This window comes from Variovorax trehalosi, from assembly GCF_051216415.1.
Classification (GTDB): Bacteria; Pseudomonadota; Gammaproteobacteria; order Burkholderiales; family Burkholderiaceae_C; genus Variovorax.
This window is the reverse complement of sequence record NZ_JBPJZG010000006.1, coordinates 401,642-425,792: the sequence shown is the minus strand read 5'-3', so window position 1 is coordinate 425,792 and position 24,151 is coordinate 401,642. Positions and strand designations below refer to the sequence as shown.

Annotated in this window: 20 protein-coding genes; 14 read left to right on the top strand and 6 right to left on the bottom strand. The window is 66.8% G+C overall.

Annotated features, from left to right (window positions below; translation table 11 throughout):
* Positions 1 to 98 precede the first annotated feature (98 nt).
* Entirely contained in the window at positions 99 to 1,106 is a 1,008-nt protein-coding gene (locus ACSFA7_RS23945) for a Bug family tripartite tricarboxylate transporter substrate binding protein (RefSeq protein WP_435501662.1), read from the bottom strand.
* On the bottom strand, positions 1,103 to 2,023 hold the full coding sequence (locus ACSFA7_RS23940; RefSeq protein ID WP_435501661.1) for a LysR substrate-binding domain-containing protein: 921 nt from the start codon (positions 2,021 to 2,023) through the stop codon (positions 1,103 to 1,105). Before ACSFA7_RS23940 ends, ACSFA7_RS23945 begins: the two co-directional genes overlap by 4 nt.
* A gap of 133 nt (positions 2,024 to 2,156) precedes the next feature.
* Between ACSFA7_RS23940 and ACSFA7_RS23935 the strand changes: the two genes are divergently transcribed.
* Genes ACSFA7_RS23935 through ACSFA7_RS23925 form a run of 3 tightly spaced genes read left to right on the top strand, consistent with a single transcriptional unit; the run spans position 2,157 to position 7,283 of the window.
* Positions 2,157 to 4,919: a tannase/feruloyl esterase family alpha/beta hydrolase gene (locus tag ACSFA7_RS23935; protein WP_435501660.1), complete on the top strand. Its 2,763-nt coding sequence runs from the start codon at positions 2,157 to 2,159 to the stop codon at positions 4,917 to 4,919.
* Positions 4,916 to 6,277 carry an alpha/beta hydrolase family protein gene (locus tag ACSFA7_RS23930; protein ID WP_435501659.1) on the top strand — a complete coding sequence of 454 codons (1,362 nt, stop codon included), beginning with the start codon at positions 4,916 to 4,918 and terminating at the stop codon, positions 6,275 to 6,277. Before ACSFA7_RS23935 ends, ACSFA7_RS23930 begins: the two co-directional genes overlap by 4 nt.
* Before the next feature lie 31 nt (positions 6,278 to 6,308).
* Positions 6,309 to 7,283, top strand: coding sequence for a tripartite tricarboxylate transporter substrate-binding protein (locus tag ACSFA7_RS23925; protein ID WP_435501658.1), 975 nt, complete (start codon positions 6,309 to 6,311; stop codon positions 7,281 to 7,283).
* Between the two features lie 55 nt (positions 7,284 to 7,338).
* Here the strand turns inward: ACSFA7_RS23925 and ACSFA7_RS23920 are convergent, their stop codons facing one another.
* Positions 7,339 to 8,052, bottom strand: a complete 714-nt coding sequence (locus ACSFA7_RS23920) for a FadR/GntR family transcriptional regulator (RefSeq protein WP_435501657.1) — start codon at positions 8,050 to 8,052, stop codon at positions 7,339 to 7,341.
* 240 nt (positions 8,053 to 8,292) lie between these two features.
* Between ACSFA7_RS23920 and ACSFA7_RS23915 the strand changes: the two genes are divergently transcribed.
* The 10 genes from ACSFA7_RS23915 to ACSFA7_RS23870 all read left to right on the top strand — a co-directional run bounded on the left by ACSFA7_RS23915 (position 8,293) and on the right by ACSFA7_RS23870 (position 20,444).
* Entirely contained in the window at positions 8,293 to 11,547 is a 3,255-nt protein-coding gene (locus ACSFA7_RS23915; RefSeq protein ID WP_435501656.1) for a glycosyl hydrolase family 95 catalytic domain-containing protein, read from the top strand.
* A gap of 75 nt (positions 11,548 to 11,622) precedes the next feature.
* Positions 11,623 to 12,681: a porin gene (locus ACSFA7_RS23910; protein ID WP_435501655.1), complete on the top strand. Its 1,059-nt coding sequence runs from the start codon at positions 11,623 to 11,625 to the stop codon at positions 12,679 to 12,681.
* Between the two features lie 37 nt (positions 12,682 to 12,718).
* Entirely contained in the window at positions 12,719 to 13,480 is a 762-nt protein-coding gene (locus ACSFA7_RS23905; RefSeq protein ID WP_435501654.1) for an SDR family oxidoreductase, read from the top strand.
* A gap of 25 nt (positions 13,481 to 13,505) precedes the next feature.
* Positions 13,506 to 14,387, top strand: a complete 882-nt coding sequence (locus tag ACSFA7_RS23900) for an amidohydrolase family protein (RefSeq protein ID WP_435501653.1) — start codon at positions 13,506 to 13,508, stop codon at positions 14,385 to 14,387.
* Between the two features lie 15 nt (positions 14,388 to 14,402).
* On the top strand, positions 14,403 to 15,914 hold the full coding sequence (locus ACSFA7_RS23895) for a sugar ABC transporter ATP-binding protein (RefSeq protein WP_435501652.1): 1,512 nt from the start codon (positions 14,403 to 14,405) through the stop codon (positions 15,912 to 15,914).
* A 16-nt stretch (positions 15,915 to 15,930) separates the two neighbouring features.
* The gene (locus tag ACSFA7_RS23890; RefSeq protein ID WP_435501651.1) at positions 15,931 to 16,962 is read left to right on the top strand and encodes an ABC transporter permease; all 1,032 of its coding nucleotides are present in this window, start codon (positions 15,931 to 15,933) and stop codon (positions 16,960 to 16,962) included.
* A gap of 47 nt (positions 16,963 to 17,009) precedes the next feature.
* Positions 17,010 to 17,963, top strand: coding sequence for an ABC transporter substrate-binding protein (locus tag ACSFA7_RS23885; RefSeq protein ID WP_435501650.1), 954 nt, complete (start codon positions 17,010 to 17,012; stop codon positions 17,961 to 17,963).
* Positions 17,964 to 17,990: 27 nt separating this feature from the next.
* The gene (locus ACSFA7_RS23880; RefSeq protein ID WP_435501649.1) at positions 17,991 to 19,271 is read left to right on the top strand and encodes an L-fuconate dehydratase; all 1,281 of its coding nucleotides are present in this window, start codon (positions 17,991 to 17,993) and stop codon (positions 19,269 to 19,271) included.
* 32 nt (positions 19,272 to 19,303) lie between these two features.
* Positions 19,304 to 20,080, top strand: a complete 777-nt coding sequence (locus ACSFA7_RS23875; RefSeq protein ID WP_435501648.1) for an SDR family oxidoreductase — start codon at positions 19,304 to 19,306, stop codon at positions 20,078 to 20,080.
* 34 nt (positions 20,081 to 20,114) lie between these two features.
* The gene (locus tag ACSFA7_RS23870; protein ID WP_435501647.1) at positions 20,115 to 20,444 is read left to right on the top strand and encodes an L-rhamnose mutarotase; all 330 of its coding nucleotides are present in this window, start codon (positions 20,115 to 20,117) and stop codon (positions 20,442 to 20,444) included.
* Between the two features lie 27 nt (positions 20,445 to 20,471).
* Here the strand turns inward: ACSFA7_RS23870 and ACSFA7_RS23865 are convergent, their stop codons facing one another.
* Positions 20,472 to 21,335 (bottom strand): SDR family oxidoreductase, encoded by an 864-nt coding sequence (locus ACSFA7_RS23865; RefSeq protein WP_435501646.1) that lies wholly within the window; start codon positions 21,333 to 21,335, stop codon positions 20,472 to 20,474.
* Positions 21,336 to 21,371: 36 nt separating this feature from the next.
* On the bottom strand, positions 21,372 to 22,031 hold the full coding sequence (locus ACSFA7_RS23860; protein ID WP_435501645.1) for an O-methyltransferase: 660 nt from the start codon (positions 22,029 to 22,031) through the stop codon (positions 21,372 to 21,374).
* An 81-nt stretch (positions 22,032 to 22,112) separates the two neighbouring features.
* On the opposite strand from ACSFA7_RS23860, the gene ACSFA7_RS23855 reads away from it, so the two are divergent.
* The gene (locus ACSFA7_RS23855; protein ID WP_435501644.1) at positions 22,113 to 22,757 is read left to right on the top strand and encodes a TetR/AcrR family transcriptional regulator; all 645 of its coding nucleotides are present in this window, start codon (positions 22,113 to 22,115) and stop codon (positions 22,755 to 22,757) included.
* Here the strand turns inward: ACSFA7_RS23855 and ACSFA7_RS23850 are convergent.
* Positions 22,751 to 24,085, bottom strand: a complete 1,335-nt coding sequence (locus ACSFA7_RS23850) for an MFS family transporter (protein ID WP_435501643.1) — start codon at positions 24,083 to 24,085, stop codon at positions 22,751 to 22,753. The two genes, ACSFA7_RS23855 and ACSFA7_RS23850, sit on opposite strands and share 7 nt — an antisense overlap.
* Between the last annotated feature and the right edge of the window lie 66 nt (positions 24,086 to 24,151).

Sequence of the window (24,151 nt, the reverse complement as noted above, 5' to 3'; positions counted from 1 at the left end):
ATTTACGAGCGCCTTGCAGATCGAACGTGAGAGCCGCATCGCTGATCGGTTCTGCATCCGACAAGCCTCTGACGGCATCGAATCGCCGCACAAACCGCTCAATCAAACTGCCCCCGATCCCCCGCCACCAACGCCCGATTGCGCCGCCGATCCACGGCGATCTCATGCGCAAAGTCCTCGATGCTCCCCCCGGCCGGCAGGTTGTACGCCTCCCGCAACCGCGTCTTCACCGTATCGCTGCGCAGGACGTGATTGATCTCCGCATTGAGCCGCTGCACCACCGCCACCGGCGTACGCGCCGGCGCGAAGATCCCGAAGAGCGAATCGCGATTCGCCCGCTCGTACCCCAATTCCGCGAGCGTCGGCACCGTGGGCAGCGCCTCGATGCGCGCCGGCGCTCCCACCGCCAATGCCTGGAACCGCCCGCCCTCGATGTACTGCAGCTGTTGCGCCGCGACGTTGGTCGAGAGCACCTCGAACTGCCCGCTGAGCGCATCGTTGAGCTGCGGGCCACCGCCCGCATAGGGGATGTGCGTGATGTCGGTGCGGCTCTGCATGCGCACCTGCGCCAGCACCAGGTGCCCGATGGTGGCCACGCCCGAGGTGGCCCAGCGCACCGCGCCGGGCTGGCTGCGGGCGCGCGAGATCAGGTCGCCGAAGCCGTGGCCCGTGAAAGCCGGCGTGCCGACCACCAGCACCGGCGTGCGCATCACGCTCGCCACCGGCGCGAAGGCGCGCAGCGGGTCATAGGGCACGCGCGCGATCAGCGGGTGCAGCGTGAGCGGGCTGATGGCGGAGAAGGCGAGGGTGCAGCCGTCGGGCGTGGCGCGTGAGAGCGCATCCATGCCGATGCTGCCGCCCGCGCCGGCGCGGTTCTCGATGAGCACCGGCACGCCCAGCGCCTGCGAGAGCGGGTCGGCCAGCACGCGGGCCATGCCGTCGCTCACGCCGCCCGGCGGATAGACCACGATCAGGCGCACCGGACGGCTCGGCCACGGCGATGAAGCTGTTGCGGCGTGCAGCAACTGCGGCATGGCGCAGGCGGCGGCCAGCAGCGCGCCCGTGCGGCGCACGAACCAGCGGCGGGGCAGCAAGGCAACGCTCATGACCCGGGGTTCTCGCTCGCATGCCTGCGCAGCAGCGCGGCGAAATGCTGCGCGGGCAGGTTGTCTTCTTCCACGCGCGACACCAGCGTGAGCGGCGCGTCGAGCTGGCCGCCGTCGGCCAGCCGCGTGTAGGCGATGGCATGCGCGTGCACGCCGGTCATCGAGGCCGGCACCACCGACAGGCCGACACCCGCGGCCACGAGATTCAGGTTGGTCATCATGCGGTCCACCTCGGCCACCACGCGCGGGCGCAGGCCCTTGGCGTGGCACAGCGCCAGCAGTTCGGCATAGAGGCCCGGCGCGCCCGGGCGGCGCACGAGGATGATGCCTTCCTCGCACAGCCGCGCGAGCGGCAGCGGGCGCGAGGCCGTGCTGCGCGCGAGGGCAAAGCGATGGTCGCTGGGCATCGCGACCAGCACCGGCTCGCGCAGCAGTGTCTCGAAGATCAGGCCCTCGGGCCGCGCCACCGGCACACGCAGCAAGCCGCAGTGCAGGCGGCCGGCCGCCAGTGCTTCGGTCAACTCAGCCGCGTTGTTTTCGCGCAGCTGCAGCTCAACGCCCGGATGCTCGCGGCGGAATGCGCGCAGCGCCTCGGGCACGAAGCGGTGCGCCGCGGCCGAGCTGGTGAAGCCCACCGCGAGCGTGCCGACTTCGCCATTGGCTACGCGTGCCATGCGCTGCTTCATGGCTTCCATGTCCTGCAGCATGCGCAGCGCCTCGACCTGGAAGAGGCGTCCCGCATCGGTGAGCGCCACGCCGCGCGGATGGCGGCGGAACAGCAGCACGCCCAGCTCGCGTTCGAGCGCCTTGATGGTCTGGCTGAGTGGCGGTTGCTGGATGCCCAACTGCTCGGCGGCGCGCGTCATGTGGCCGGTCTCGGCAACGGCCACGAAGTACCGCAGCGGTCTCATTTCCATGAGATCTCCATACTTTTTTTGTATCGAATGTGTACTTTTATTTTATTTGACCCTAGGTCACTCGTACACCTATCGTCCGGCCGCCCATTCAAAAAAGAGCGGCCCACCGAGGCCGCATGCCGGAGACAAGACCATGCGCACACCGCGCCCCCACTCGATTCTTTCGATGATTGACGTCGCCCGTCGCGCCCGCCGTTCGTTCGGCCCCGCGATCGGCATTTCGCTGGTTTCACTCGTCCTGGCCGCTTGCGGCGGCGGTGGGGGAGGAGGCGGCGGCGCCGGCTTCTTCCCGATCGTGCCGAACAACCCGCCGTCCGGCGACGGCGGCCCGCCCGACAACCCGCCGCCCCCGCCCGTGGTGCCGGTCGTGGCCTGCGCGGACCTCGCGGGCAGGAGCCTGCCCGCCTCGCTCATCAGCCTGCCCACGCAAGGCGCCACCGTCACCAGCGCCACGCCGGTGGCCGCGACCGACGCCGGCAACCAGCTGGGCGACTACTGCCGCGTGCGCGGCACCATCCAGCCGGTGGACCCGGCCTCGCAACTCATCAACTTCGCGGTCAACCTGCCCGAGAAGTGGAACCAGAAGACGATCCACTTTGGTGGCGGCGGCTTCGACGGCGTGCTGATCGACGGCACCGAGGTCATCCGCTTCGGACCCGCCGGCAAGCCCGCGCCCCTCGCGCTCGGCTACGCCACCTACGGCGACGACTCGGGCCACCAGTCGAGCAGCATCACCGACGGCCGGTTCGCAGCCAACGACGAGCAGCTCGCCAACTACGGCGGCCAGTCGCTCAAGAAGACGCGCGACGTGGCGCAGGCGCTGGTGTTCGCGCGCTATGCAGTCAAGCCCAAGCACGTCTACTTCCTCGGCACCTCCACCGGCGGGCGCGATGCGCTCAGCTACATCCAGCGCTGGCCTGAGGACTACGACGGCGTGATCGCCAATGAGCCCGCGCTCAACTACACCGGCACGCGGCTGTCGAACGTGGCGGTGGGGCGTGCGCTCTACAACAACGGCGGTGCAGGCTGGATGAACGTGGCCAAGACGCTGCTGGTGCAGAAGGCCGCGATGCAGGCTTGCGACAAGCTGGACGGCGCGGCCGACAACATCGTGAGCAACGTGGAAAGCTGCCGGTTGCTGAACACGCAGATTCTGGCCTCGCTGCGCTGCTCCGGCGGCGCGGACACAGGCAACACTTGTCTTTCCGACGCGCAGCTCGCCACCGTGCGCACCATCGAATCGCCGCTCGATTTCACGACCTACACGCTCGGCAATGGCGTGAAGCGCGCGGGCGGCTACAACATCCTCGAAGGCGCGCTCGTCGCGGGCCCGTACACCACGCGCGACCTCGGCACGCGCCCGGCGCCGGCCAACCCGGCTACCTCGGCAGACGCCAACATGTACGTCACCGGCGACCAGTGGGTGAAGTACTTCGTCACGCGCATCGCCGGCTTCGACTCGCTGACCTTCGACCCGCTGGACCCGGGCAGCCATGCCGCGCGGGTGACCGAGGTCTCGAACCTCACCGATGCGACCAACCCGAACCTCGCGCCCTTCTTCGCGCACGGCGGCCGGCTCATCATGCTGCACGGCCTGGCGGATGAAGTGATCAGCCCGAATTCGACCATCGACTACTACAAGCAGCTCATCGCCACCGTCGGCCAGGCCGCGGTCGACCAGAACGTGCGCTTCTACACCGTGCCCGGCATGGGCCACGGCACCGGCAGCTTCATTCCCAACTGGGATTCGCTCGCCGCGCTCGAAGGCTGGGTCGAGGGCGGCCTCGCGCCTGCCACCGGCGTGGCAGTGGATGCGGTGGCCGGCACCTACGGCCGCACGCGTCCGCTGTGCCTGTTCCCCTCGTGGCCGAAGTACCGCGGCGCCGGCAGCCTGGATGCGGCCGTCAACTACAGCTGCGTGACCGAGGTCGGCGACCCGCTGGCTTGCCCCAATTTGCCCGCTGCAGTGACCAGCTACAAAGGCGGCAACAGCTTCGGCGAGGAACTGCGCGTGCAGATCGACCCGGCCGCCATGGCCTACACCGTGACCATCGATGCCAGCCTGCAGCGCACCGCCGGCACGGTGCGCAGTGGCTCGCTGGTGGCGCAAGGCAGTTGCAGCTACACGAGCGGCGAGAGCGGGGCGGTCTTCAGCTTCGCGCCGGGTGGCGTGCTGCTGGGCGGCGTGAACGCGCCGAGCGGCGGCGGCTTCGCTCCGTTGGTGGCGTTCCAGAACACCTTCGAGAACACGGCCGCGCCCGCGGTCTTCAACCCGGTGGCGAACATCTTCAATACGGTGGGCGTGCAGCAGGGCACGGGCAGTGCGGCGGCCTACGCCGGCGCGGTGCGGCTGCGCAACGCAGGCACCTTCCAGTACTGCCGCAGCGCGGCGGGCAACGCCGGCAGCTTCATGGTCTACGACGCCAACTGCACCGAAACCGAGAAGGGCTACATCACCTACAACGCCACGCGCGGCGCCTTCGACCTGCGCACCACCTCGCCGACCGGCGGTGCTGCGACCACCGGCGGAACGCTCACCGGCTCGATGGTGATCGGGCTGGTCAACGGTGCCGCGGTGCCGCTGCATCTGGTGCGCGAGTCGACGACCAATGCGGGCCTGCGCATGTTCGGCCTCCAGCAAAGCCTGGCCGCGGGCGCAGCCGACGGCAGCTACGCCATGGCCAGCGTGAAGGGCGAGAGCCGCGAAGCGACGGTGGCGGGCAGCGACTTCAACCTCGGCGGCGCCGCGGCATCATTGAGCTACGACACGCCCGTGCCCGGCGTGGTGCAAGCCGATGCGGGCCGGCCGGGCAATTTCATCTTCAACAGCGGCGTCCTGGGCTTCGTCTCCACGACGGGAACGAACGCGGCGCTGGAACTCGGAGTACGCCATTGAAAAAACAACTGTCGCAACTCGCTGCCTTCGCCCTGCTCGGCACGGCCCCGCTGCTGTCCGCGCACGCGGCACCGGCCACAGCACCGAAGCCCGCGACCTGCCCGGCCCCCGTGCCCGAGGCGGCGCGCTGCTACACCGGTGAAGACGGCACGGGCGCGCTCTACTGGATCGCCATCCCGAAGGACTGGACGAAGGACGCGAACCGCGTGCTCGTGATGCACGCCCACGGCGGCCCCGAGACCGGACCGCCCAAGCTCGAACGCAGCGAGGAAGACCTCAAGCGCTGGGCCATCACCGTGAAGGCCGGCTACGCGTGGGCCGGCTCCACCTACCGGCGCGGCGGCTACGGCGTGACGATGGCAGCGGAAGACACCGAGCGCCTGCGCCAGATCTTCGTGCGCCACTTCGGCCAGCCGAAGCGCACCTTGCTGCATGGCCAGAGCTACGGCGCGGGCGTGGCGGCGAAGGCGGCCGAACTCTATGCGCCCGTGGGTGATGCGAAGAGCCCCTACGACGGCCTGCTGCTGACCAGTGGCGTGCTCGGCGGCGGCAACAGCGCCTACGACTTCCGGCTCGACCTGCGCGTGGTCTACCAGTACGTCTGCCGCAACCATCCGCGCCCCGACGAGCCGCAGTACCCGCTGTGGATGGGCCTGCCGCTCGATTCGAAACTCACCCGTGCCGAGCTCGCCGAGCGCGTGAGGGCCTGCACCGGCGTCAGCCTGCCCGCCGCGCAGCGCACGCCCGAGCAGGCGGCGCGGCTGAAGACGATTCTCTCGGTCGTGAAGATCCAGGAGCGCTCGCTCGTCGGCCATCTGAACTGGGCGACCTGGTTGTTCCAGGACCTGGTGCAGAAGCGCCTGAATGGCCGCAACCCCTTCGGCAACATCGGCGTGGTCTACAGCGGCTCGGCCGACGACGCAGCGCTCAACGCCGGCGTGCTGCGCTATGCGGCCGACCCGCAAGCCAAGGGCGCGCTCGCGGCCGACAGCCAGCCGACCGGCCGCACCTCGCTGCCCACGGTGGGGCTGCATGCCATCGACGACCCGACCGCGTTTGTCGAACTCGAAAACTCCTACCGCCGCATCCGCGACGCGGCCGGCACCGGCGGTAACCTGGTGCAGAGCTTCAGCGCCGAGCGCGAGCACAGCTACCTGAGCGATTCGGAATATCCGGCGCTCTTCGGCGCGCTGATGGACTGGATCGACAAGGGCGAGAAGCCCACGCCGCAGAGCCTCGCGCAACGCTGCGCATCGCTCGCGCCGCGCTACGACACCGACGGCAAGAACGGCTGCCACATCAAGCCCGAGTGGCAACCGCCCACGCTCGAGAGCCGCGTGCCTTCGCGCGCACCCTGATTTTTCTTTTTTGACCTTGACGGAGACTTCCATGAAAAAACTGTTCGCCTTCGCGGCGGTGGCCCTCGCTGTGTGCGCGCACGCGCAGGACTTTCCCGCGGGCAAGCCCGTGACCATCGTCGTGCCCTTCGCCGCAGGCGGCCCGACCGACCGCGTGGCGCGCGACTTGGCCGAAGCGCTGCGCAAGCCCCTGGGCGGCGCGAGCGTGATCATCGACAACGTGCCTGGCGCGGGCAGCTCCATCGGCGCGGCCAAGGTGGCGCGCGCCAACCCCGATGGCTACACGCTGCTGCTGAACCACATCGCGATGGCGACAGTGCCGACGCTGGTGCGCAACGTACCGTTCAAGGTCGAGAGCGATTTCGAGTACCTCGGCATCGTCAACGACGTGCCGATGACGCTGATCTCCAAGCCCAGCCTGCCGGCCAACAACTACAAGGAACTGACGGCCTGGATCGCCGCCAACAAGGGCAAGATCAACATCGGCAATGCGGGCGTGGGCTCGGCCTCGCACCTGTGCGGGTTGCTCTTCCAGAGCGCGACCAAGACCGAGATGACGCCCGTGCCTTACAAGGGCACCGCGCCCGCCATCACCGACCTGATCGGCGGCCAGATCGACCTCCTGTGCGACCAGAGCACCAACACCTCGCCGCAGATCGAAGCGAAGAAGGTCAAGGCCTATGCGGTGACCACGCCCAAGCGCCTGACCACGCCGCTCCTGAAGGACCTGCCCACGCTCGACGAAGCGGGCCTGAAGAACTTCGAGGTCACGATCTGGCACGGCCTGTATGCGCCGAAGGGCACGCCAGCACCGGTGCTCAAGAAGCTCAACGATGCGCTGAAGGTGGCGCTGAAAGATCCGGACTTCATCAAGCGCGAAGAGCTGCTGGGTGCCGTGGTCGCGACCGACGGCCGCATCGAACCGGCGGGCCACAAGAAGTTCGTGGTCGGCGAGATCGCGAAGTGGACGCCTGTCATCAAGGAGGCGGGCGTGTACGCCGACTGAGAGGTGTGAGGAGCCCGCCGCGGATTCATTCACAGCTTCCGGGCGGCGCGCGGCGTCAGCCGCCCGGTGCGACGACGGGTTCCCCGCTCCACCGCGCGTGCGACGCCTGCAGGTGGTGCAGCATGGCCGCGGCCGCCACCTGAGGATCGCGTGCCACCAGTGCGAGGTAGATCGCCTCGTGCTCCACGAACGCCGCCTTCCAGGCCTGCGGGTTTTCCGTGCGTTCGGTCATGTGCGACGAGATCGGGCTGTGCCGGTCGTCGAACAGGTCGCCGATGAGCCGGATCAGGATCGAGTTGCCCGTCATCTCCGCAATGGCGAGGTGAAAGCGGCGGTCGTTCTCGACCATGGTGCGCCCGCTCAGGCCGTCCTGGCGCATCGCTTCCAGGCACTCCTTCACGCGCTCCAGCTGCTGGCGGCCGACCCGGGCCGCGGCCAGCGTCACGGCCGAGCTCTCGAGCATCGAGCGCACCTGCATCAGTTCTGACGGGCTCTCGCCCAGCGCGGGCGTCTCGCCCTCCAGCATGGCCTGCGGCGAGCAGACGTACACGCCCGACCCCATCCGGATTTCCACCGTTCCGTCGATCTCCAGCGCGATCAGCGCCTCGCGCAGGGAGGGGCGCGACACGCCCAGTTGCAGCGCCAGCTCGCGCTCCGGCGGCAGGCGCGTGCCCGCGCTCAACCGGCCGTCGCGGATGAAGGCGCGAATCCGGTCGGCGACCTGCTGGTAGAGCCGGCGAGTGGGCGGGGACTTGGCGGAAAGAAGCATGCGGCTCCAGGGAAAAAGGGGGCAATGGCGCTTGGTCAGGCCAATTTATGCATCCTAAGCGACCCGCACCTCAGAGGGAAGAGCGCCCCTTTGGGAACGAAGCCTGTCATAGGGTTTGTTCTGGTAAGGCCAATTCAAGAGGCTGGTTAAATTGGCCCGACCAGATTGGTTCAGGTGAATTGGCCTGACCAAATGAGTCCGTCTGCATCGAGGTCCTGCCATCCACAAGAAAGGGTACACATGCGCTTGAAATCCACTGGGGAGACCGTGTCCATCGCCGGCGACGAGTCGCTCGCCATCGACCTGCGCCGCCGGACGCTGTTCGGCGCGCTGGGCGCCTTCGCCACGTTGCCCTTGCTGTCCGCCTGCGGTGGCGGGAGCGAGGGCGCGGGTTCGGCGTTTCCCTCGGCGGCCGGAGCGCAGGCGCCCGCGGCACCGGCGCCTGCGGCCGCCAAGGCTGCGGTGCCCGACGTGGCCGCCAGCGGCGGCCGGCGCATGTGGTACGCGGCACCGGCCTCCACCTGGCTGGAGGCCTTGCCGCTGGGCAATGGGAGGCTCGGCGCCATGCTCTATGCGGGCGTGTCGTCGGACCGCATCCAGTTCAACGAGAACAGCCTGTGGACCGGCGGCAACAACTTCGACAGCGGCAACTACGACCTGTCCGATCAGGCCTTCGGCACCTACAAGAAGTTCGGCGAGCTGCTCGTCGAATTCGACAGCGGCAACCGCGTGAGCAGCCCCACCGGGCATCTGGGCAGCAGCGGGGAGGAGGTCGAGAAGTCGGTCGACGGCACCTCGGCCACCAAGTGGTGCGTGACGCCGGTCAGCAGTCGCATCGAGTGGCAGGCGACGCTGGCGGCGCCAGCAGTCGTGTCGCGCTACACGATCACGAGCGCCAACGACGTGCCCGCGCGCGATCCGCGCCAGTGGACGCTGTCGGGCTCCAACGACGGCACGACCTGGGTGCTGCTCGACAGCGTGAGCCTGCCCGGCGCCTTCGAATCGCGCCTGCAGACCAAGAGCTTCAGCTTTGCGAACAGCGCGTCGTACAGCCGGTACCGCCTGGCGTTCACGCACGACACGACCACCCCGCATTTCCAGCTCTCGGAAATCGCGCTCGATGGCGTCGTCTTCGCCAGCGCCCCGGTGCAACCGTGCCTGTCCTCGCCGAGCGGTCATGGCGGCGAGGACAACGTCTCGGCCAACGAAGACATCTCGCGTTCCGTCGACGGTCAGGTCGACACCAAGTGGTGCGTCGAGACGCGCGATGCCGAGGTCGTGTGGCTGCTGGACAACCGCACGCCGGTGGTCGTCAACGCCTGTTCGCTCACGAGCGCCGACGACGTGCCGCAGCGCGACCCGCAGAGCTGGCAATTGCAGGGCTCGGCCGACGGCATCGCGTGGACCACGCTGGATACCCGCAACCTGGGCGGGCCGTTCGCGCAGCGCAATCAGGTGCGCGACTTTGCGTTCAACAACACCACGGCCTTCCGCTACTTCCGCTTCGTGTTTGCGCGCGACGCGGCCGTGTCGCACTTCCAGGTGGCCAACATCGTGCTGCGCGGGCCGGGCTACACCAGCGACGGCCTCGACGTGCTCGCCAATTACGAGCGCAGCCTCGACCTGCGCCGCGGCGTGCACGGCGTCGGCTTCCGGCGCCAGGGCCAACGCCAGGCGCGCCTGGCCTTCGCCTCGCGCGTGGACGACGTGGTGGTGTGCTTCTACGAGGCCACGCAGGCCGGCGGCCTGTCGGGGCGCATCGCGCTCACGAGCGGGCAGTCGGCGGGCAGCATCACCGCGCCCACGGGCAGCTCGCTGGAACTCACGTCAACGCTGGGCAACGGCCTGCGCAGCGGCGCGGTGCTGCGCGCCCTGCCGTCCGGCGGCACGCTGTCGAGCGTTGGCAACGAACTGCGCTTTGCCAACTGCAACGGCCTGCTGCTGGTGCTCGATGCGGGCACCGACTACGCGCCGTCGTACGACGCCGGCTGGCGCACCGGCACCGATCCGATGCCCGCCATCCGCCAGCGGGTGGCCGCAGCCACGGCCCGCAGCCTGGACACGCTCGTGGCAAGGCACGCAGCGGATTTCTCGGCGCGCATGGTGCGCGTGCAGGCGACCTGGGGCGCCGAGGCTGCGTCGTCGCTGCGCGCGCTGCCGACCAACCTGCGTCTGAAGTCGTTCAAGACCGACATGGCCGATCCGGGGCTCGAACAGGTCATGTTCGACTACAGCCGCTACCTGCTCGCCAGCTCGTCGCGCCCGGGCGGCCTGCCGGCCAACCTGCAGGGGCTGTGGAACGACAGCAATGACCCCGCGTGGGCCAGCGACTATCACAACAACATCAACGTCCAGATGAACTACTGGGGCGCCGAGACCACCGACCTCGGCGACTCGCACCAGGCCCTGGTGGCCTACGTGCAGGCGCAGGCGGCGCCGCTGCGCATCGCCACGCGCGCCGCGTTCGGCAGCAGCACGCCGGGGTGGACGGCCCGCACCAGCCAGAACATCTTCGGCAGCTCCGCGTGGGACTGGAACGTCGTGTCCAGCGGCTGGTATGCGCAGCACCTGTGGGAGCACTTCGCGTTCACGCAGGACGTGGCCTACCTGCGCGACGTGGCCTACCCGCTCATCAAGGAGGTCGTGCAGTTCTGGATGGCGCGTCTCAAGCGCAGGCCCGACGGCCTGTACGTGTCGCCCAACGGCTGGTCGCCGGAGCACGGGCCGGTCGAAGACGGCGTGATGTACGACCAGCAGATCATCTGGGACCTGTTCCAGAACTACCGCGATGCCGCGGCTCGGCTCGGGCAGGACGCCGCCTATGCCGCCGACGTGCAGGCCCGACAGGCCGCGCTCGCGCCCAACAAGATCGGCAGCTGGGGCCAGCTGCAGGAGTGGCAGGCCGACAAAGACGACCCGGCCGACCGGCACCGCCACACCTCGCACCTGTTCGCCGTCTACCCGGGGCGCCAGATCACCCGCACCGCCACGCCGGCCTTTGCCGACGCGGCGCTGGTTTCGCTCAAGGCGCGTTGCAACGAAAGCGCGGCGCACAAGTTCGTCGCCTCCGACGTGGTGGGCGACAGCCGGCGCTCGTGGACCTGGCCGTGGCGCTGCGCGCTGTTCGGACGCCTGGGCGACGGCGATCGCGCCGGTGAAATGCTCAAGGGGCTGCTCGCGTTCAACACGCTCGACAACCTGTTCTGCGACCACCCGCCGTTCCAGCTCGACGGCAACTTCGGCATCTCGGGCGCCATCGCGGAACTCCTGCTGCACAGCCACGAGGGAAAGATCGTGCTGCTGCCGGCCCTGCCCGTGCACTGGCGCGCCAGCGGCTCCTTCACAGGCCTGCGCGCACGCGGCGGCTATCGCGTCGACTGCGCCTGGGCCAACGGCCAGGTGACGTCGTACGCCATCGCCGCGGACCGCGCGCCGAACAAGAACCCCGTCGTCGTGCGCGTGAACGGTGTCGACACCACCGTCGTGCCCGCGTAGTCCCGTTCCTCTACTGCAGGCCCCGCTCCGGGCCGCTCCTCACACTGACAACAACACGAGAGACAAGGAAGAAAGATGAAGCACGGTTTCCAGGCTGCCACGGCCTCCTTCTGCATGTGCATCGCCGCGGCGGGTGCCCACGCCCAGAGCAGCGTCACCCTCTACGGACGCGCCGTGGCGGGCGCCGACTATCAGAACAACATCGCCAATGACGCGGGCCAGGGCAGGGGTCATCTGTGGCGCGCGGCTGGCAACCAATGGGGCACCAGCATGCTGGGCGTCAAGGGCACGGAGGACCTGGGCGGCGGAATGGCGGCCTTCTTCGTGCTCGAAGGCGGCTTCGACCTGCCCAAGGCCAAGCCCAACGGTGCCGACCTGCTGCTGAACCGCCGCTCCTACGTCGGCCTGCAGGACTACTGGGGCAAGCTGGTGCTGGGCAAGAACCTGTCGATCGCCAACGACGTCTGGTACATCGACCCGACGGGCCAGCAGTTCATCGGCACCGCGACACTGGTGCGCGGGCGAAACTGGCAGGGCAACGACAACGGCGTCGAGTACACGACGCCGACCTGGGGCGGCTTCAGCGCCACCGTGCAGACGGGCCTCGGCGAGCAGACCGACGGCTTCACCAAGCTGCGCAAGGACGGCATTTCGGTGTCGTACATCGCGCCCTCGTTCGAAGTACGCGCCATCTACGACGTGGCGCGCGACAAGAACGGCAAGTACTCCGACCTCTTCAATCAGTCCAAGGAACTCACGCTCGGCGGCACCGCCACCTTGTTCGACGACCTGAAGATGTTCGTCGGCTACCAGCGGCTGTCGGCGCCCGATGCGCCGCTCAGCGCGCCGAGCAAGGCCAACCATTACTGGGTCGGCGCCAACTACAGGATCACCCCGTTGCTGACGCTGATCGGCTCGATGTTCCGCGTCACGCAGAACCGGAACGCCGGCAGCGCCAACCTGTACATGCTGGGCGCGAACTACGCGCTCTCCAAGCGCACGCTGCTCTACGCATCGGTGGGCAAGGTCTACAACAGCGAGACCGCCAACTTCTCGGTGGAGGCCACCAACAACAACCCGCCCGCGGGCGGCAAGCAGTCGGGCACGTACTTCGGCATCAGCCATACGTTCTGAGGCGGGGCCTGCAACGCGATCCATTGAACATCATCGAATGACTTCAACAAGACTCCAGAACAAGACGGTTCTGATCACCGCGGCTGCGCAAGGCATCGGCCTTGCCACCGCTTTGGCTTGCGCGCTCGAAGGTGCGCAGGTGATTGCGACCGACATCAACGCCGCGCTTCTCGACAAGCTGGCGCAGTCCTCGCCCGGCATCCGCACGGCGGTGCTTGACGTGCGCAGCGCGGATGCCATCGCCGCGCTGGCCGCCGAACTGCCCGCGCTCGACGGCCTCTTCAACTGCGCGGGCTATGTGCATCACGGCAGCGTGCTCGAGTGCGACGAGACTGCGTGGGATTTCAGCTTCGACCTCAACGTGAAGAGCATGTACCGCATGGTGCGCGCCTTCCTGCCGGGCATGCTCGAGAAGGCGAAGCACGAAGGCGGTGGCGCATCGATCGTCAACATGGCGTCGATGGCTTCGTCGGTGAAGGGCTTTCAGAACCGCTTCGCCTATGGCGCCTCCAAGGCCGCGGTGATCGGCATGACGAAAGGCCTTGCGGCAGACCATGTGCGGCAAGGCCTGCGCTGCAATGCGCTGTGCCCCGGCACGGTGGACACGCCCTCGCTGCGCGAACGCATTGCCGCCGCGCCCGACCCGGCGCAGGCCGAGCGCGACTTCATCGCACGCCAGCCCATGGGCCGGCTCGCGGTGGCGGAAGACATCGCACCGCAGGTCGTGTACTTGCTGAGCGACGAGTCGCGCTTCGTCACCGGCCAGGTGGTTCTGGTGGATGGCGGCGTTACCATCTGACGAGAGACGAAGGGTGCCAAGCAGCATGACACAGCGCATCGACTCGCATCAGCATTTCTGGCGACCCACGCGTGGCGACTATGCGTGGCTGCGCGCCGATGTGCCCGCGCTGGCGCCACTCATGCGCAACTTTCTTCCCGAGCACCTCGCGCCCCTGCTGCAAGCGCACGGCGTGATGCGGACGGTGCTGGTGCAGGCGGCCGAGTCGGAAGCAGAAACCGACTTCATGCTGGAACTGGCCACGGCGCACGATGCGATTGGCGGTGTGGTCGGCTGGGTCGACCTGAGCAGCCGCGATGCCGTGACCTCGCTGGAGCGCATGGCAAGGCACCCCAAGTTCAAGGGCGTGCGGCCGATGCTGCAGGACCTGGCCGCCGACGACTGGATCGCACGCGCGCCGCACCCCGATGCGATCCGCGCGATGGTGCGCCTGGGACTGCGCTTCGATGCGCTGGTGAAGCCGCGTCATCTGCCGTCGCTGCTGCACTTCCTGAAGGCCTGGCCGCAACTGCCCGTGGTGATCGACCACGCAGCGAAGCCCGGCGTGGGCGACGCAGAAGACAGCGAGGCCTTTGCCATCTGGCGCAGGCACATGATGGAGCTGGCCGCGCTGCCACAGGTCTGCTGCAAGTTCTCAGGGCTCTGGACCGAGGCACCGGCCGCGATGCGAGGCGATGTCGATGCGCTGGTGCGTGCGATCCGCCCGGTCTGGGGCGTGCTGCTGCGTTGCTTCGGCCCTGGCCGCCTGATGTGGGGCAGCGACTGGCCCGTGCTCACGCTGGCCGGCGACTACGCAGGCTGGATCGCTGCGAGCGAAGCGCTCATCGGCAGCCTGCCGCCGCACGGGCAGGAGCAGGTCTGGCACCGCACCGCGCAGCACTTCTATGGCATCTCTTCGACGAACTGAATCACGCGTCACCTCATGCAACCCATCGTCACCATCCGCGACCTCTGCAAATCCTTTGCCGGCGTGCGTGCCCTCGACAAGGCGCAGTTCGATCTGCTGCCCGGCGAGGTGCATGCCCTCATGGGCGAGAACGGCGCGGGCAAGTCCACGCTGATGAAGGTGCTCGCGGGCGTCTACAGCAAGGATTCCGGCGAAGTGCTGATCGACGGCCAGCCCGCGGACATCGCAAGCCCGCGCGCCGCGCAGGCGCTGGGCATCGGGATCATTCATCAGGAGCTCAACCTGATGAACCACCTGAGCGCCGCGCAGAACATCTTCATCGGCCGCGAGCCGCGCGGGCGCCTGGGCTTCTTCATCGACGAGGAGGCGATGCGCGTGGAAACACAGCGCATCTTCGACCGCATGAACCTGCGGCTCGATCCGCACACGCCGGTCGGTGAACTCACTGTGGCCAAGCAGCAGATGGTGGAGATCGCGAAGGCGCTCTCGTTCGATTCGCGCGTGCTCATCATGGACGAGCCCACCGCCGCGCTCAACAACGAGGAGGTGGCGGACCTGTTCCGCATCATCGGCCAGCTCAAATCGCAGGGCGTGGCCATCGTCTACATCTCGCACAAGATGGACGAATTGAAGCGCATCGCCGACCGCGTGACCGTGATGCGCGATGGCCAGTACATCGCCACCGTGTCGATGGCCGACACGCCGATGGACTCGCTCATCGCCATGATGGTGGGTCGCCAGCTCACCGAGGTGGAGAACGATTTTCCCGACACTGCAGGCAACGAGATCGTGCTCGAAGCGCGAGGCATCACGCGGGGATCGATGGTCCGCGATGCGAGCTTCGTATTGCGCCGGGGCGAGATCCTGGGCTTCGCGGGGCTCATGGGCGCGGGCCGCACCGAGCTTGCACGTGCGGTGTTCGGCGCCGACGCCATCGATGCGGGCGAGGTTTTCGTACGCGGCAAGAAGGTGTCGATCAGGTCGCCCGAGGACGCGGTGTCGCACGGCATCGGCTACCTCTCCGAAGACCGCAAGCACTTCGGCCTGGCCACCGGCATGGACGTGGAAACCAACATCGCGCTGCCGAGCATGAAGAAGTTCGTGTCGATGGGCGTGTTCATCGACCAGGCGGCCATCGAGGCGGCCGGCAAGCGCTTTGTGAAGCAGCTCAACATCAAGACGCCTTCGGTGCGCCAGCAGGTGCGGCTGCTCTCGGGTGGCAACCAGCAGAAGATCGTGATCGCCAAGTGGCTGTTGCGCGACTGCAGCGTGCTCTTCTTCGACGAGCCCACGCGCGGCATCGACGTGGGCGCCAAGGCCGAGATCTATCGCCTCCTCAACGAGCTGGCCTCGCAGGGCAAGGCCATCGTGATCATCTCTTCCGAGCTGCCCGAGATATTGCGCGTGAGTCACCGCGTGCTGGTGATGTGCGAAGGCCGCATCACCGGCGAACTGGCAGGGCGCGAAGCCTCGCAGGAAAAGATCATGCAGCTTGCCACCCGGCGCGAAGCTGCAGCCACCGCATGAAGACTGGAGACAACCCTTGACGACCCCTACCGCTGCAACCGCCGCCACCGATGTACCTGGCTTCTCGCTGAAGGCGCGGCTCTTTCGCCCCGCCACGCGGCAGAAGTTGTTGGCCTTTGCCAGCCTCATCGCGCTGATGGTGTTCTTCAGCTTCGCCTCGCCGCAGTTTTTGCAGACCGACAACCTCGTGAGCATCTTGCAGTCGACCGCGGTGAACGGCGTGCTGGCCATCGCCTGCACCTTCGTCATCATCACCGCGGGCATCGACCTGTCGGTGGGCACGCTCATGACCTTCTGCGCCGTCATGGCCGGCGTGGTGCTCACCTACATGGGCATGCCGCTCGCGCTCGGCATCGCGGCCGCGATCTTCTTCGGCGCGCTGGCCGGCTTCGTCTCGGGCGTGCTGATCGCGAAGCTCAAGATCCCACCGTTCATCGCGACGCTGGGGATGATGATGCTGCTCAAGGGCCTGTCGCTGGTGATCTCGGGCACCAAGCCGATCTACTTCAACGACACGCCCGGCTTCACCGCCATCTCGCAGGATTCGCTGATCGGCGACCTCATTCCATCGCTGCCGATTCCGAATGCGGTGCTGATCCTGTTCCTGGTGGCCGTGGCTGCGAGCATTTTGCTCAACCGGACCATCCTCGGGCGCTACACCTTCGCACTCGGCAGCAACGAGGAAGCGGTGCGCCTGTCGGGCGTGAACACCGACTTCTGGAAGGTCGTGGTCTACACGGTGAGCGGCGGCATCTGCGGCATCGCGGGCCTCTTGATCGCCTCGCGCCTGAACTCCGCGCAGCCGGCGCTCGGGCAGGGCTATGAGCTCGATGCGATCGCGGCCGTGGTCATCGGTGGCACGTCGCTCAGCGGCGGCACCGGCACCATCGTCGGCACGATCATCGGCGCCTTCATCATGAGCGTGCTGACCAACGGCCTGCGCATTCTTTCGGTCGCGCAGGAGTGGCAGACGGTGATCACGGGCGTGATCATCATCCTGGCCGTGTACGCGGACATCCTGCGCCGCCGCAGCAACAGCAAGCACTGATCCGATTTCCCTTTCTTCCAATTTCTACAACCACAGGAGACCTTTGCATGATTCAACGAAGAGCAGTCACCACCGCGCTGGGCGCGGCCCTCATTGGCCTGTCGGGCTTCGCGCAGGCACAGCAGGCGCAGGAGATCTACATCCCGCTCGTCTCCAAGGGCTTCCAGCACCAGTTCTGGCAGGCCGTGAAGTCCGGCGCCGAGCAGGCCGCGAAGGACCTGAAGGTGAAGGTCAGCTTCGAGGGCCCCGAGTCGGAGTCGATGGTCGACAAGCAGATCGACATGCTCTCCGCCGCGCTCGCCAAGAAGCCGCAGGCCATCGGCTTCGCAGCACTTGATAGCCAGGCTGCCATTCCGTTGCTGAAGAAGGCACAGGCCGCGAAGATTCCCGTGGTGGCGTTCGACTCCGGCGTGGACAGCGACATTCCCGTGACCACCACCACGACCGACAACAAGGCCGCCGCCGCGCTGGCCGCCGACAAGATGGCCGAGCTGATCGGCAAGTCGGGCGAGGTCGCGCTGGTGGTGCACGACCAGACCAGCCGCACCGGCGTGGACCGGCGCGACGGGTTCGTCAACCGCATCAAGTCGACCTACCCGAACATCAAGATCGTGAGCGTGCAGTACGGCGGCGGCGACCAGCTGAAATCAACCGAGATCACCAAGTCGATCTTGCAGGCTTCGCCGAACCTCAAGGGCATCTTTGGCGCCAACGAGGGCTCCGCCATCGGCGTGGTCAACGGCGTGAAGGAGATGAAACGCAACGGCAAGGTCGTGATCATCGGCTACGACTCGGGCAAGCAGCAGAAGAACGCCATCGCCGACGGCAGCATGGCCGGCGCGATCACGCAGAACCCCGTGGGCATGGGCTACAAGACCGTGGAGATGGCGGTGAAGGCGATCAAGGGCGAGAAGCTGCCCAAGGTCGTGGACACGGGCTTCTTCTGGTACGACAAGACCAACATCACCGACCCGAAGATCGCGGCGGTTCTGTACGACTGATTTCCTTTCTCTCTGAAGACCCCGTTCATGACCATCGTTCGATCCATGCGCGTACTGGACGTGCGCTTTCCCACTTCGCAGCAGCTCGACGGCTCCGATGCGATGAACCCCGACCCGGACTACTCCGCGGCGTATGTCGTGCTGGAGACCGACCAGCCGGGGCTCGAAGGCCACGGCCTGACCTTCACCATCGGCCGCGGCAACGAGATCTGCTGCGCGGCCATCGAGGCGATGCGTCACCTGGTCGTCGGGCTCGACCTGCAATGGGTGGCCGAGGACATGGGCCGTTTCTGGCGGCACATCACCTCGGACAGCCAGCTGCGCTGGATCGGCCCCGACAAGGGCGCGATTCATCTGGCGACCGGTGCGGTGGTCAATGCGATGTGGGACCTGTGGGCCAAGTCCGAAGGCAAGCCGGTGTGGCAGCTGGTGGCGGACATGAGTCCCGAAGAACTCGTGCGCTGCGTCGACTTTCGCTATATCACCGACTGCATCACGCCCGAAGAGGCGCTGGTGTTGTTGCGCGATGCGGCCGTCGGCAAGGCCGAGCGCATCGCCACGCTGAAGGCCGAGGGCTACCCTTGCTACACCACGTCGGCGGGATGGCTCGGCTACTCCGACGAGAAGCTGCGGCGGCTTGCGCAGGAGGCGGTCGATGCGGGGTTCAACCACGTCAAGCTGAAAGTGGGGCGCGACCTGCAGGACGACATCCGTCGGTTGACCGTGGCGCGCGAGGTGCTCGGGCCTGATCGCAATCTGATGATCGACGCCAACCAGGTGTGGGAGGTCGACCAGGCCATCGACTGGGTCAAGCAGCTCGCATTCGCCAAGCCCTGGTTCATCGAGGAGCCGACGAGCCCCGATGACGTCGAAGGCCACCGCAAGATTCGCGAAGGCATCGCGCCGCTGGTGAAGGTGGCCACGGGAGAGATGTGCCAGAACCGCATCATGTTCAAGCAATTCATCATGCGCGGCGCCATCGACGTGGTGCAGATCGATTCGTGCCGGCTCGGCGGCGTGAACGAAATCCTCGCGGTGATGCTGATGGCCGCGAAGTACAAGCTGCCCGTGTGCCCGCATGCGGGCGGGGTGGGGCTGTGCGAGTACGTGCAGCATCTGTCGATGATCGACTACCTGTGCATCTCGGGAACGCGCGAAGGGCGGGTGATCGAGTATGTGGACCACCTGCATGAGCACTTCGTCGAGCCGTGCGTGGTGCGCGATGCGGCGTACATGCCGCCGACGGGCGCGGGCTTCTCGATCACGATGAAGCCGGCATCGCTCGAGCGCTATCGTTTTCGCGGGTAGATGGACAACAACAAGAAGGGCATCGCGCAGTCATGGACTTGAATCTGAAAGACAAGGTGGTGCTCGTCACCGGTGGCGGCAGCGGCATCGGCGCGGCCATCTCGCTCACGCTCGCGCGCGAAGGGGCGGTACCGGTGATCTGCGGGAAGAATCCGCTGGATGCGGCATTCGAGGAAGAGCTGCGCGGATTGCAGCCGCGGGCGCGGTTTCTCCAGTTCGAACTGATGGAAGAAGCGGCTTGCGGCAAGGCCATTGAAAGCACGGTCGCGGAGCTCGGGCGCATCGATGGGCTGGTCAACAACGCGGGGGTGAACGACAGCGTGGGGCTCGAAGCAGGGCGCGAGGCGTTCATTGCATCGCTGGACCGGAACCTCATCCACTACTACGTGATGGCGCATTTCTGCCTGCCGCATCTGAAGGCGAGCCGCGGGGCCATCGTGAACATCTCGTCGAAGACGGCGCTGACGGGGCAGGGCAATACCAGCGGCTACACCGCGGCCAAGGGCGCGCAGTTGTCGCTGACGCGCGAGTGGGCCGCTTCATTGCTGGAGGATGGCGTGCGTGTCAACGCGGTGATTCCCGCCGAAGTGATGACGCCGCTGTACCAACGCTGGATTTCGGCCTTCGACGAGCCCGACCGCAAGCTCGCGACCATCACCGACAAGATTCCCCTGGGACACCGGATGACCACGCCGCAGGAGATTGCGAACACCGTGGTGTTCCTGCTTTCCGAGCGGGCTTCGCACACGACGGGGCAGTGGGTGTTTGTCGATGGTGGGTATACGCATCTGGATCGGGCGTTGACCTGATCTTTTCCCTCAACGATTCTGGATTGAACGAGCCATGCGCCACTGCCTTGCCCTCGACCTGAAAGACGACCCGACGCTGATCGCGGAGTACGAGGCGTACCACCGCGACATCTGGCCGGAGGTGCGCGCTCACCTGAATGCGCATGGCGTGACGGGGATGGAGATCTATCGGCTCGGCACGCGCATGGTGATGCTGATGGAGACGGACGATGCGCGGTATGACGCGGAGGCGATGGCGGCTGCGTCGCGCAACGACCCGAAGATTCGGGAGTGGGAAGCGTTGATGTGGAAGTTTCAGGCGCCTACGCCTTGGACGGCAGAAGGGGAGAAGTGGGTCGCGATGGATCGGATCTTCTGTTTGTAGATTCGAGCCCACGCGCACGAGATTCACCTAGTCGTAGTAGCCAGGCTGGTCGAGATCGACCAGCAGGCCCGGTCCCCGTGGCTTCCAACCAAGCATTTCGCGCGTGCGCGCACTCGATACCGACATGTCCGCACCCGCCATGTTCGCGAACCACCCGAAGTGCTCGCGTTCGCGCGACTCCGTTGGCAGTCCGAGGCGACGGCCGATGACCTCGGCAATCGCCTTGAACGGCACACGCTCATCAGCGACAGCGTGATAGACCGATTCGCTCACCCCCTGCTCGAGCGCCAGGCGATACACCCGCGCCGCATCCTGCCGCGACACACCGGCCCAGCAGTTCTCGCCTTCGTCGAGAAACACCGATACGCCCTTCTCCCGAGCCAGGCGAACAAGGATCGGCACGAAGCCGTGATCGCCCAGGCCGTGAACCGACGGTGCGAGCCGCACCGTCGCCGCACGCACGCCGCGTTCGGCCCACGCGCGTGCGGTGGGTTCAGACTTGCGCGGCGATGCCGGATTGGGCAGGTCCGATTCCGTTGCGCCACGCGGCAGGCCGAGCAGGCCTGAGGTCACAAGCAGCGGACGGTCGGACCCTTGCAGGGCGCCTGCGAGCGCGTCGATCACGCGGCGATCTTCTTCGCAGTTCTCCATGAACCGGGAGAAGTCGTGATTGAACGCGGTGTGGATGACGGCGTCCGCCGCAGCGGCGGCTTCACGCAGGGCCTGGAGATCTTCCAGTGTGGCGCGCAGAACCTTTGCACCCGCTGCAGCGAGCGCGACAGCCTTGTCCTCGGAGCGCGCAAGCCCGGTGACCGCATGGCCAGCGCCGATCAATTCCTGAACCACGGCCGAGCCGACCCAACCGGTCGCGCCGGTGACAAAAACATTCATTGCGATATCTCTTCGATGGAAGTTTGGAGAAAGGCCTCAGCCCAACCGCATCGACAACTCGACGTCGTCGGCGAACGGCACGGACAGATATCCGCTGTCGGGAGAGCGCACGCGCGCCAGGTACTCCGGGCTGTAGTCGGCGTTGTCCGCCACGATCAGCGCACCCGGACGCAGGCGGGGCTCGACCAGCGCCAGCACGTCGTTGTAGAGCGACTTCGCGCCATCGAGCAGCAAGAGGTCGATGGATTCGGGAAGGTCGCTCGCCAGCGTCTTCAGCGCGTCGCCTTCGCGGATTTCGACCAAGTCGCTCACGCCCCCCTCGGCCAGGTGCTCGCGGGCCTTGGCGATCTTCGATGGCTCGAACTCGCTGCTGATCAACCGGCCGCCGCCGTTGTCACGCAGCGCCGCGGCCATGTACAGGGTCGACAGTCCGAAGGAGGTGCCGAACTCCACGACGTGCCGCGCCTTCGTGCTGCGCGCCAGTTGGTACAGCAGCACGCCGGTCTCGCGCGACACCGGCAGCCACAGGTCCTTGAGGCGGCTGTAGAAGTCGAGGTATTCGGTTTTGCTGCGCATCAGCCGTTGGCGCTCCTCCGGGCTGATGCTGGCGACGGCGGGGCTGGTCGCCGCGCCGGCTTCTTGAAACAGTCGGTCCAGCAAAGGGGCCAATGGTGCAGTGGTCAAGGTCGTTGTCACAGGGTTCTTTCGTCTGAAAAGCGGATGCGAAATAATATGAAGAACCCTTCATGTTTTCTATTCGCGTTCTGCAACGCTCCCATGACCGACCGTCGAAACACCCCGATCTCCTCTCGCAGAAAGCCCAAGCAGGCGCGCTCGACCGATCTCCTTGGGGCCATTCTTCAGGCAGCTGTTCAGGTTTTGGCGAAGGAGGGCGTGCATCGCTTCACGACGACGCGCGTCGCCGAGCGGGCCGGGGTGAGCGTCGGGTCGGTGTATCAATACTTCCCGAACAAGGCGTCGATCCTGTTCCGCCTGCAGAGCGACGAATGGCGGCAGACGACGGAGATGATGCGCAGCATCCTCGGGGACACGCAGCGGCCCGTGCTCGAGCGCCTGCGCCTGCTCACGCATGCCTTCGTCCGCTCCGAGTGCGAGGAGGCGGAAGTGCGAACGGCGCTCGGCGACGCCGCGCCGTTCTACCGGGACGCACCCGAGGCACAGGAAGTGCGCGCCGACGGCGATGAGATCGTCCGCGCGTTCATGGCAGAGGCCCTGCCGGCGGTTTCCGACGCCACGCGTGCCATGGCAGGAGACCTGATCGTGGCGACGCTCAGCGCGGTGGGGAAAGAGTTTTCAGAGAGCCCTCGAACCGACGCCCAGATCGAGGCCTGGTCGGATTCGATGGCCGACATGTTCTGCGTCTACATGGAGAGTCTCCAGAGACGCCCCGCCCATCAATGATCGTGATGCAGGTAGCTCGCCTGCTTCGGCAACCGCAGGCTCACCAGGAACGCAATCACCATCATCCCGCTCACGTACCAGAAGAACGCCGACTCGTGCCCCAATGACTTGAGCCCCAGCGCCACGTACTCCGCCGAGCCACCGAAGATCGCATTGGCCACAGCGTAGGCCAGGCCCACACCCAGGGCCCGTACTTCAGGCGGAAACATCTCCGCCTTCACGATCCCGCTGATCGAGGTGTAGAAGCTCACGATCGCCAGCGCCACGATGATCAGCACGAAGGCCAGCACGGGGCTCGTCGTGTACTGCAGCGCCGTCAAAATCGGCACGGTGGCCAGCGCCCCGAGTCCGCCGAACAGCAGCATGTTGGTCCGCCGCCCGATGCGGTCCGACAGCGCGCCGAACACCGGCTGCATGCACATGTAGACGAACAGCGCGCCGGTCATCACATAGCTCGCGGTCTTGATCGGCAGGTGCACCGTGTTCACCAGGTACTTCTGCATGTACGTGGTGAAGGTGTAGAAGATCAGCGAGCCGCCGGCCGTGTAACCCAGCACCGTGAGGAACGCCGGCGTGTGGTGCTTGAAGAGCCCGGCCATGCTGCCGGCTTCCTTGTTGGCCTTGGCTTCGGCGCTCTGCGTTTCGTGCAGCGTGCGACGCAGCAGCAGCGCGACGACCGCGGCGATGGCGCCGATCACGAACGGAATGCGCCAGCCCCATGATTTGAGTTCGGCCTCGGTGAGCAACTGCTCGAGCACCACGATCACGAGCACCGCGAGCAACTGACCGCCGATCAGCGTGACGTACTGGAACGACGAGAAGAAGCCGCGCTGGCCGCGCAGCGCCACCTCGCTCATGTAGGTCGCTGTGGTGCCGTACTCGCCGCCCACCGACAGGCCCTGGAACAGGCGGCACACCAGCAGCAGGAACGGCGCCCACGCACCGATCTGCGCATAGGTCGGGAGGCACGCGATGACGAGCGAGCCTGCGCACATCATCGTCACCGAGATCAGCATCGAGGTCTTGCGCCCGAGACGGTCGGCCACGCGGCCGAAGAGCCAGCCGCCGATGGGGCGCATGAGGAAGCCGGCTGCGAACACGCCCGCCGTGTTGAGCAGCTGCGCGGTGGGGTCGGATTTGGGGAAGAAGGCCGGCGCGAAATAAAGCGCCGAGAACGCATACACGTAGAAGTCGAACCACTCGACCAGGTTGCCCGACGACGCCGCCATGATGGCGAAGACGCGGTGCCGTTTTTCTTCGGCCGTGTAGTGCGGGGGATTGGACGAAGAGGCCGTCTGGCCTCCTTGAGTGGGCGTGACTGCGCTCATGATGGCTGTGCCGCCGTGCAGGCCGGCTATGTTGTTGTCGCTACAACATTTTGCCCCTGCATGGGG

What these genes read in the sequence shown, in the direction of transcription:
- ACSFA7_RS23895 (WP_435501652.1), top strand. Translation starts at nt 14,403, where the DNA reads ATGCAACCCATCGTCACCATCCGCGACCTCTGCAAATCCTTTGCCGGC.
- ACSFA7_RS23850 (WP_435501643.1), bottom strand. Translation starts at nt 24,085, where the DNA reads ATGAGCGCAGTCACGCCCACTCAAGGAGGCCAGACGGCCTCTTCGTCC.
- ACSFA7_RS23915 (WP_435501656.1), top strand. Translation starts at nt 8,293, where the DNA reads ATGCGCTTGAAATCCACTGGGGAGACCGTGTCCATCGCCGGCGACGAG.
- ACSFA7_RS23880 (WP_435501649.1), top strand. Translation starts at nt 17,991, where the DNA reads ATGACCATCGTTCGATCCATGCGCGTACTGGACGTGCGCTTTCCCACT.
- ACSFA7_RS23875 (WP_435501648.1), top strand. Translation starts at nt 19,304, where the DNA reads ATGGACTTGAATCTGAAAGACAAGGTGGTGCTCGTCACCGGTGGCGGC.
- ACSFA7_RS23885 (WP_435501650.1), top strand. Translation starts at nt 17,010, where the DNA reads ATGATTCAACGAAGAGCAGTCACCACCGCGCTGGGCGCGGCCCTCATT.
- ACSFA7_RS23855 (WP_435501644.1), top strand. Translation starts at nt 22,113, where the DNA reads ATGACCGACCGTCGAAACACCCCGATCTCCTCTCGCAGAAAGCCCAAG.
- ACSFA7_RS23935 (WP_435501660.1), top strand. Translation starts at nt 2,157, where the DNA reads ATGCGCACACCGCGCCCCCACTCGATTCTTTCGATGATTGACGTCGCC.
- ACSFA7_RS23900 (WP_435501653.1), top strand. Translation starts at nt 13,506, where the DNA reads ATGACACAGCGCATCGACTCGCATCAGCATTTCTGGCGACCCACGCGT.
- ACSFA7_RS23940 (WP_435501661.1), bottom strand. Translation starts at nt 2,023, where the DNA reads ATGGAAATGAGACCGCTGCGGTACTTCGTGGCCGTTGCCGAGACCGGC.
- ACSFA7_RS23925 (WP_435501658.1), top strand. Translation starts at nt 6,309, where the DNA reads ATGAAAAAACTGTTCGCCTTCGCGGCGGTGGCCCTCGCTGTGTGCGCG.
- ACSFA7_RS23865 (WP_435501646.1), bottom strand. Translation starts at nt 21,335, where the DNA reads ATGAATGTTTTTGTCACCGGCGCGACCGGTTGGGTCGGCTCGGCCGTG.
- ACSFA7_RS23870 (WP_435501647.1), top strand. Translation starts at nt 20,115, where the DNA reads ATGCGCCACTGCCTTGCCCTCGACCTGAAAGACGACCCGACGCTGATC.
- ACSFA7_RS23945 (WP_435501662.1), bottom strand. Translation starts at nt 1,106, where the DNA reads ATGAGCGTTGCCTTGCTGCCCCGCCGCTGGTTCGTGCGCCGCACGGGC.
- ACSFA7_RS23920 (WP_435501657.1), bottom strand. Translation starts at nt 8,052, where the DNA reads ATGCTTCTTTCCGCCAAGTCCCCGCCCACTCGCCGGCTCTACCAGCAG.
- ACSFA7_RS23905 (WP_435501654.1), top strand. Translation starts at nt 12,719, where the DNA reads ATGACTTCAACAAGACTCCAGAACAAGACGGTTCTGATCACCGCGGCT.
- ACSFA7_RS23910 (WP_435501655.1), top strand. Translation starts at nt 11,623, where the DNA reads ATGAAGCACGGTTTCCAGGCTGCCACGGCCTCCTTCTGCATGTGCATC.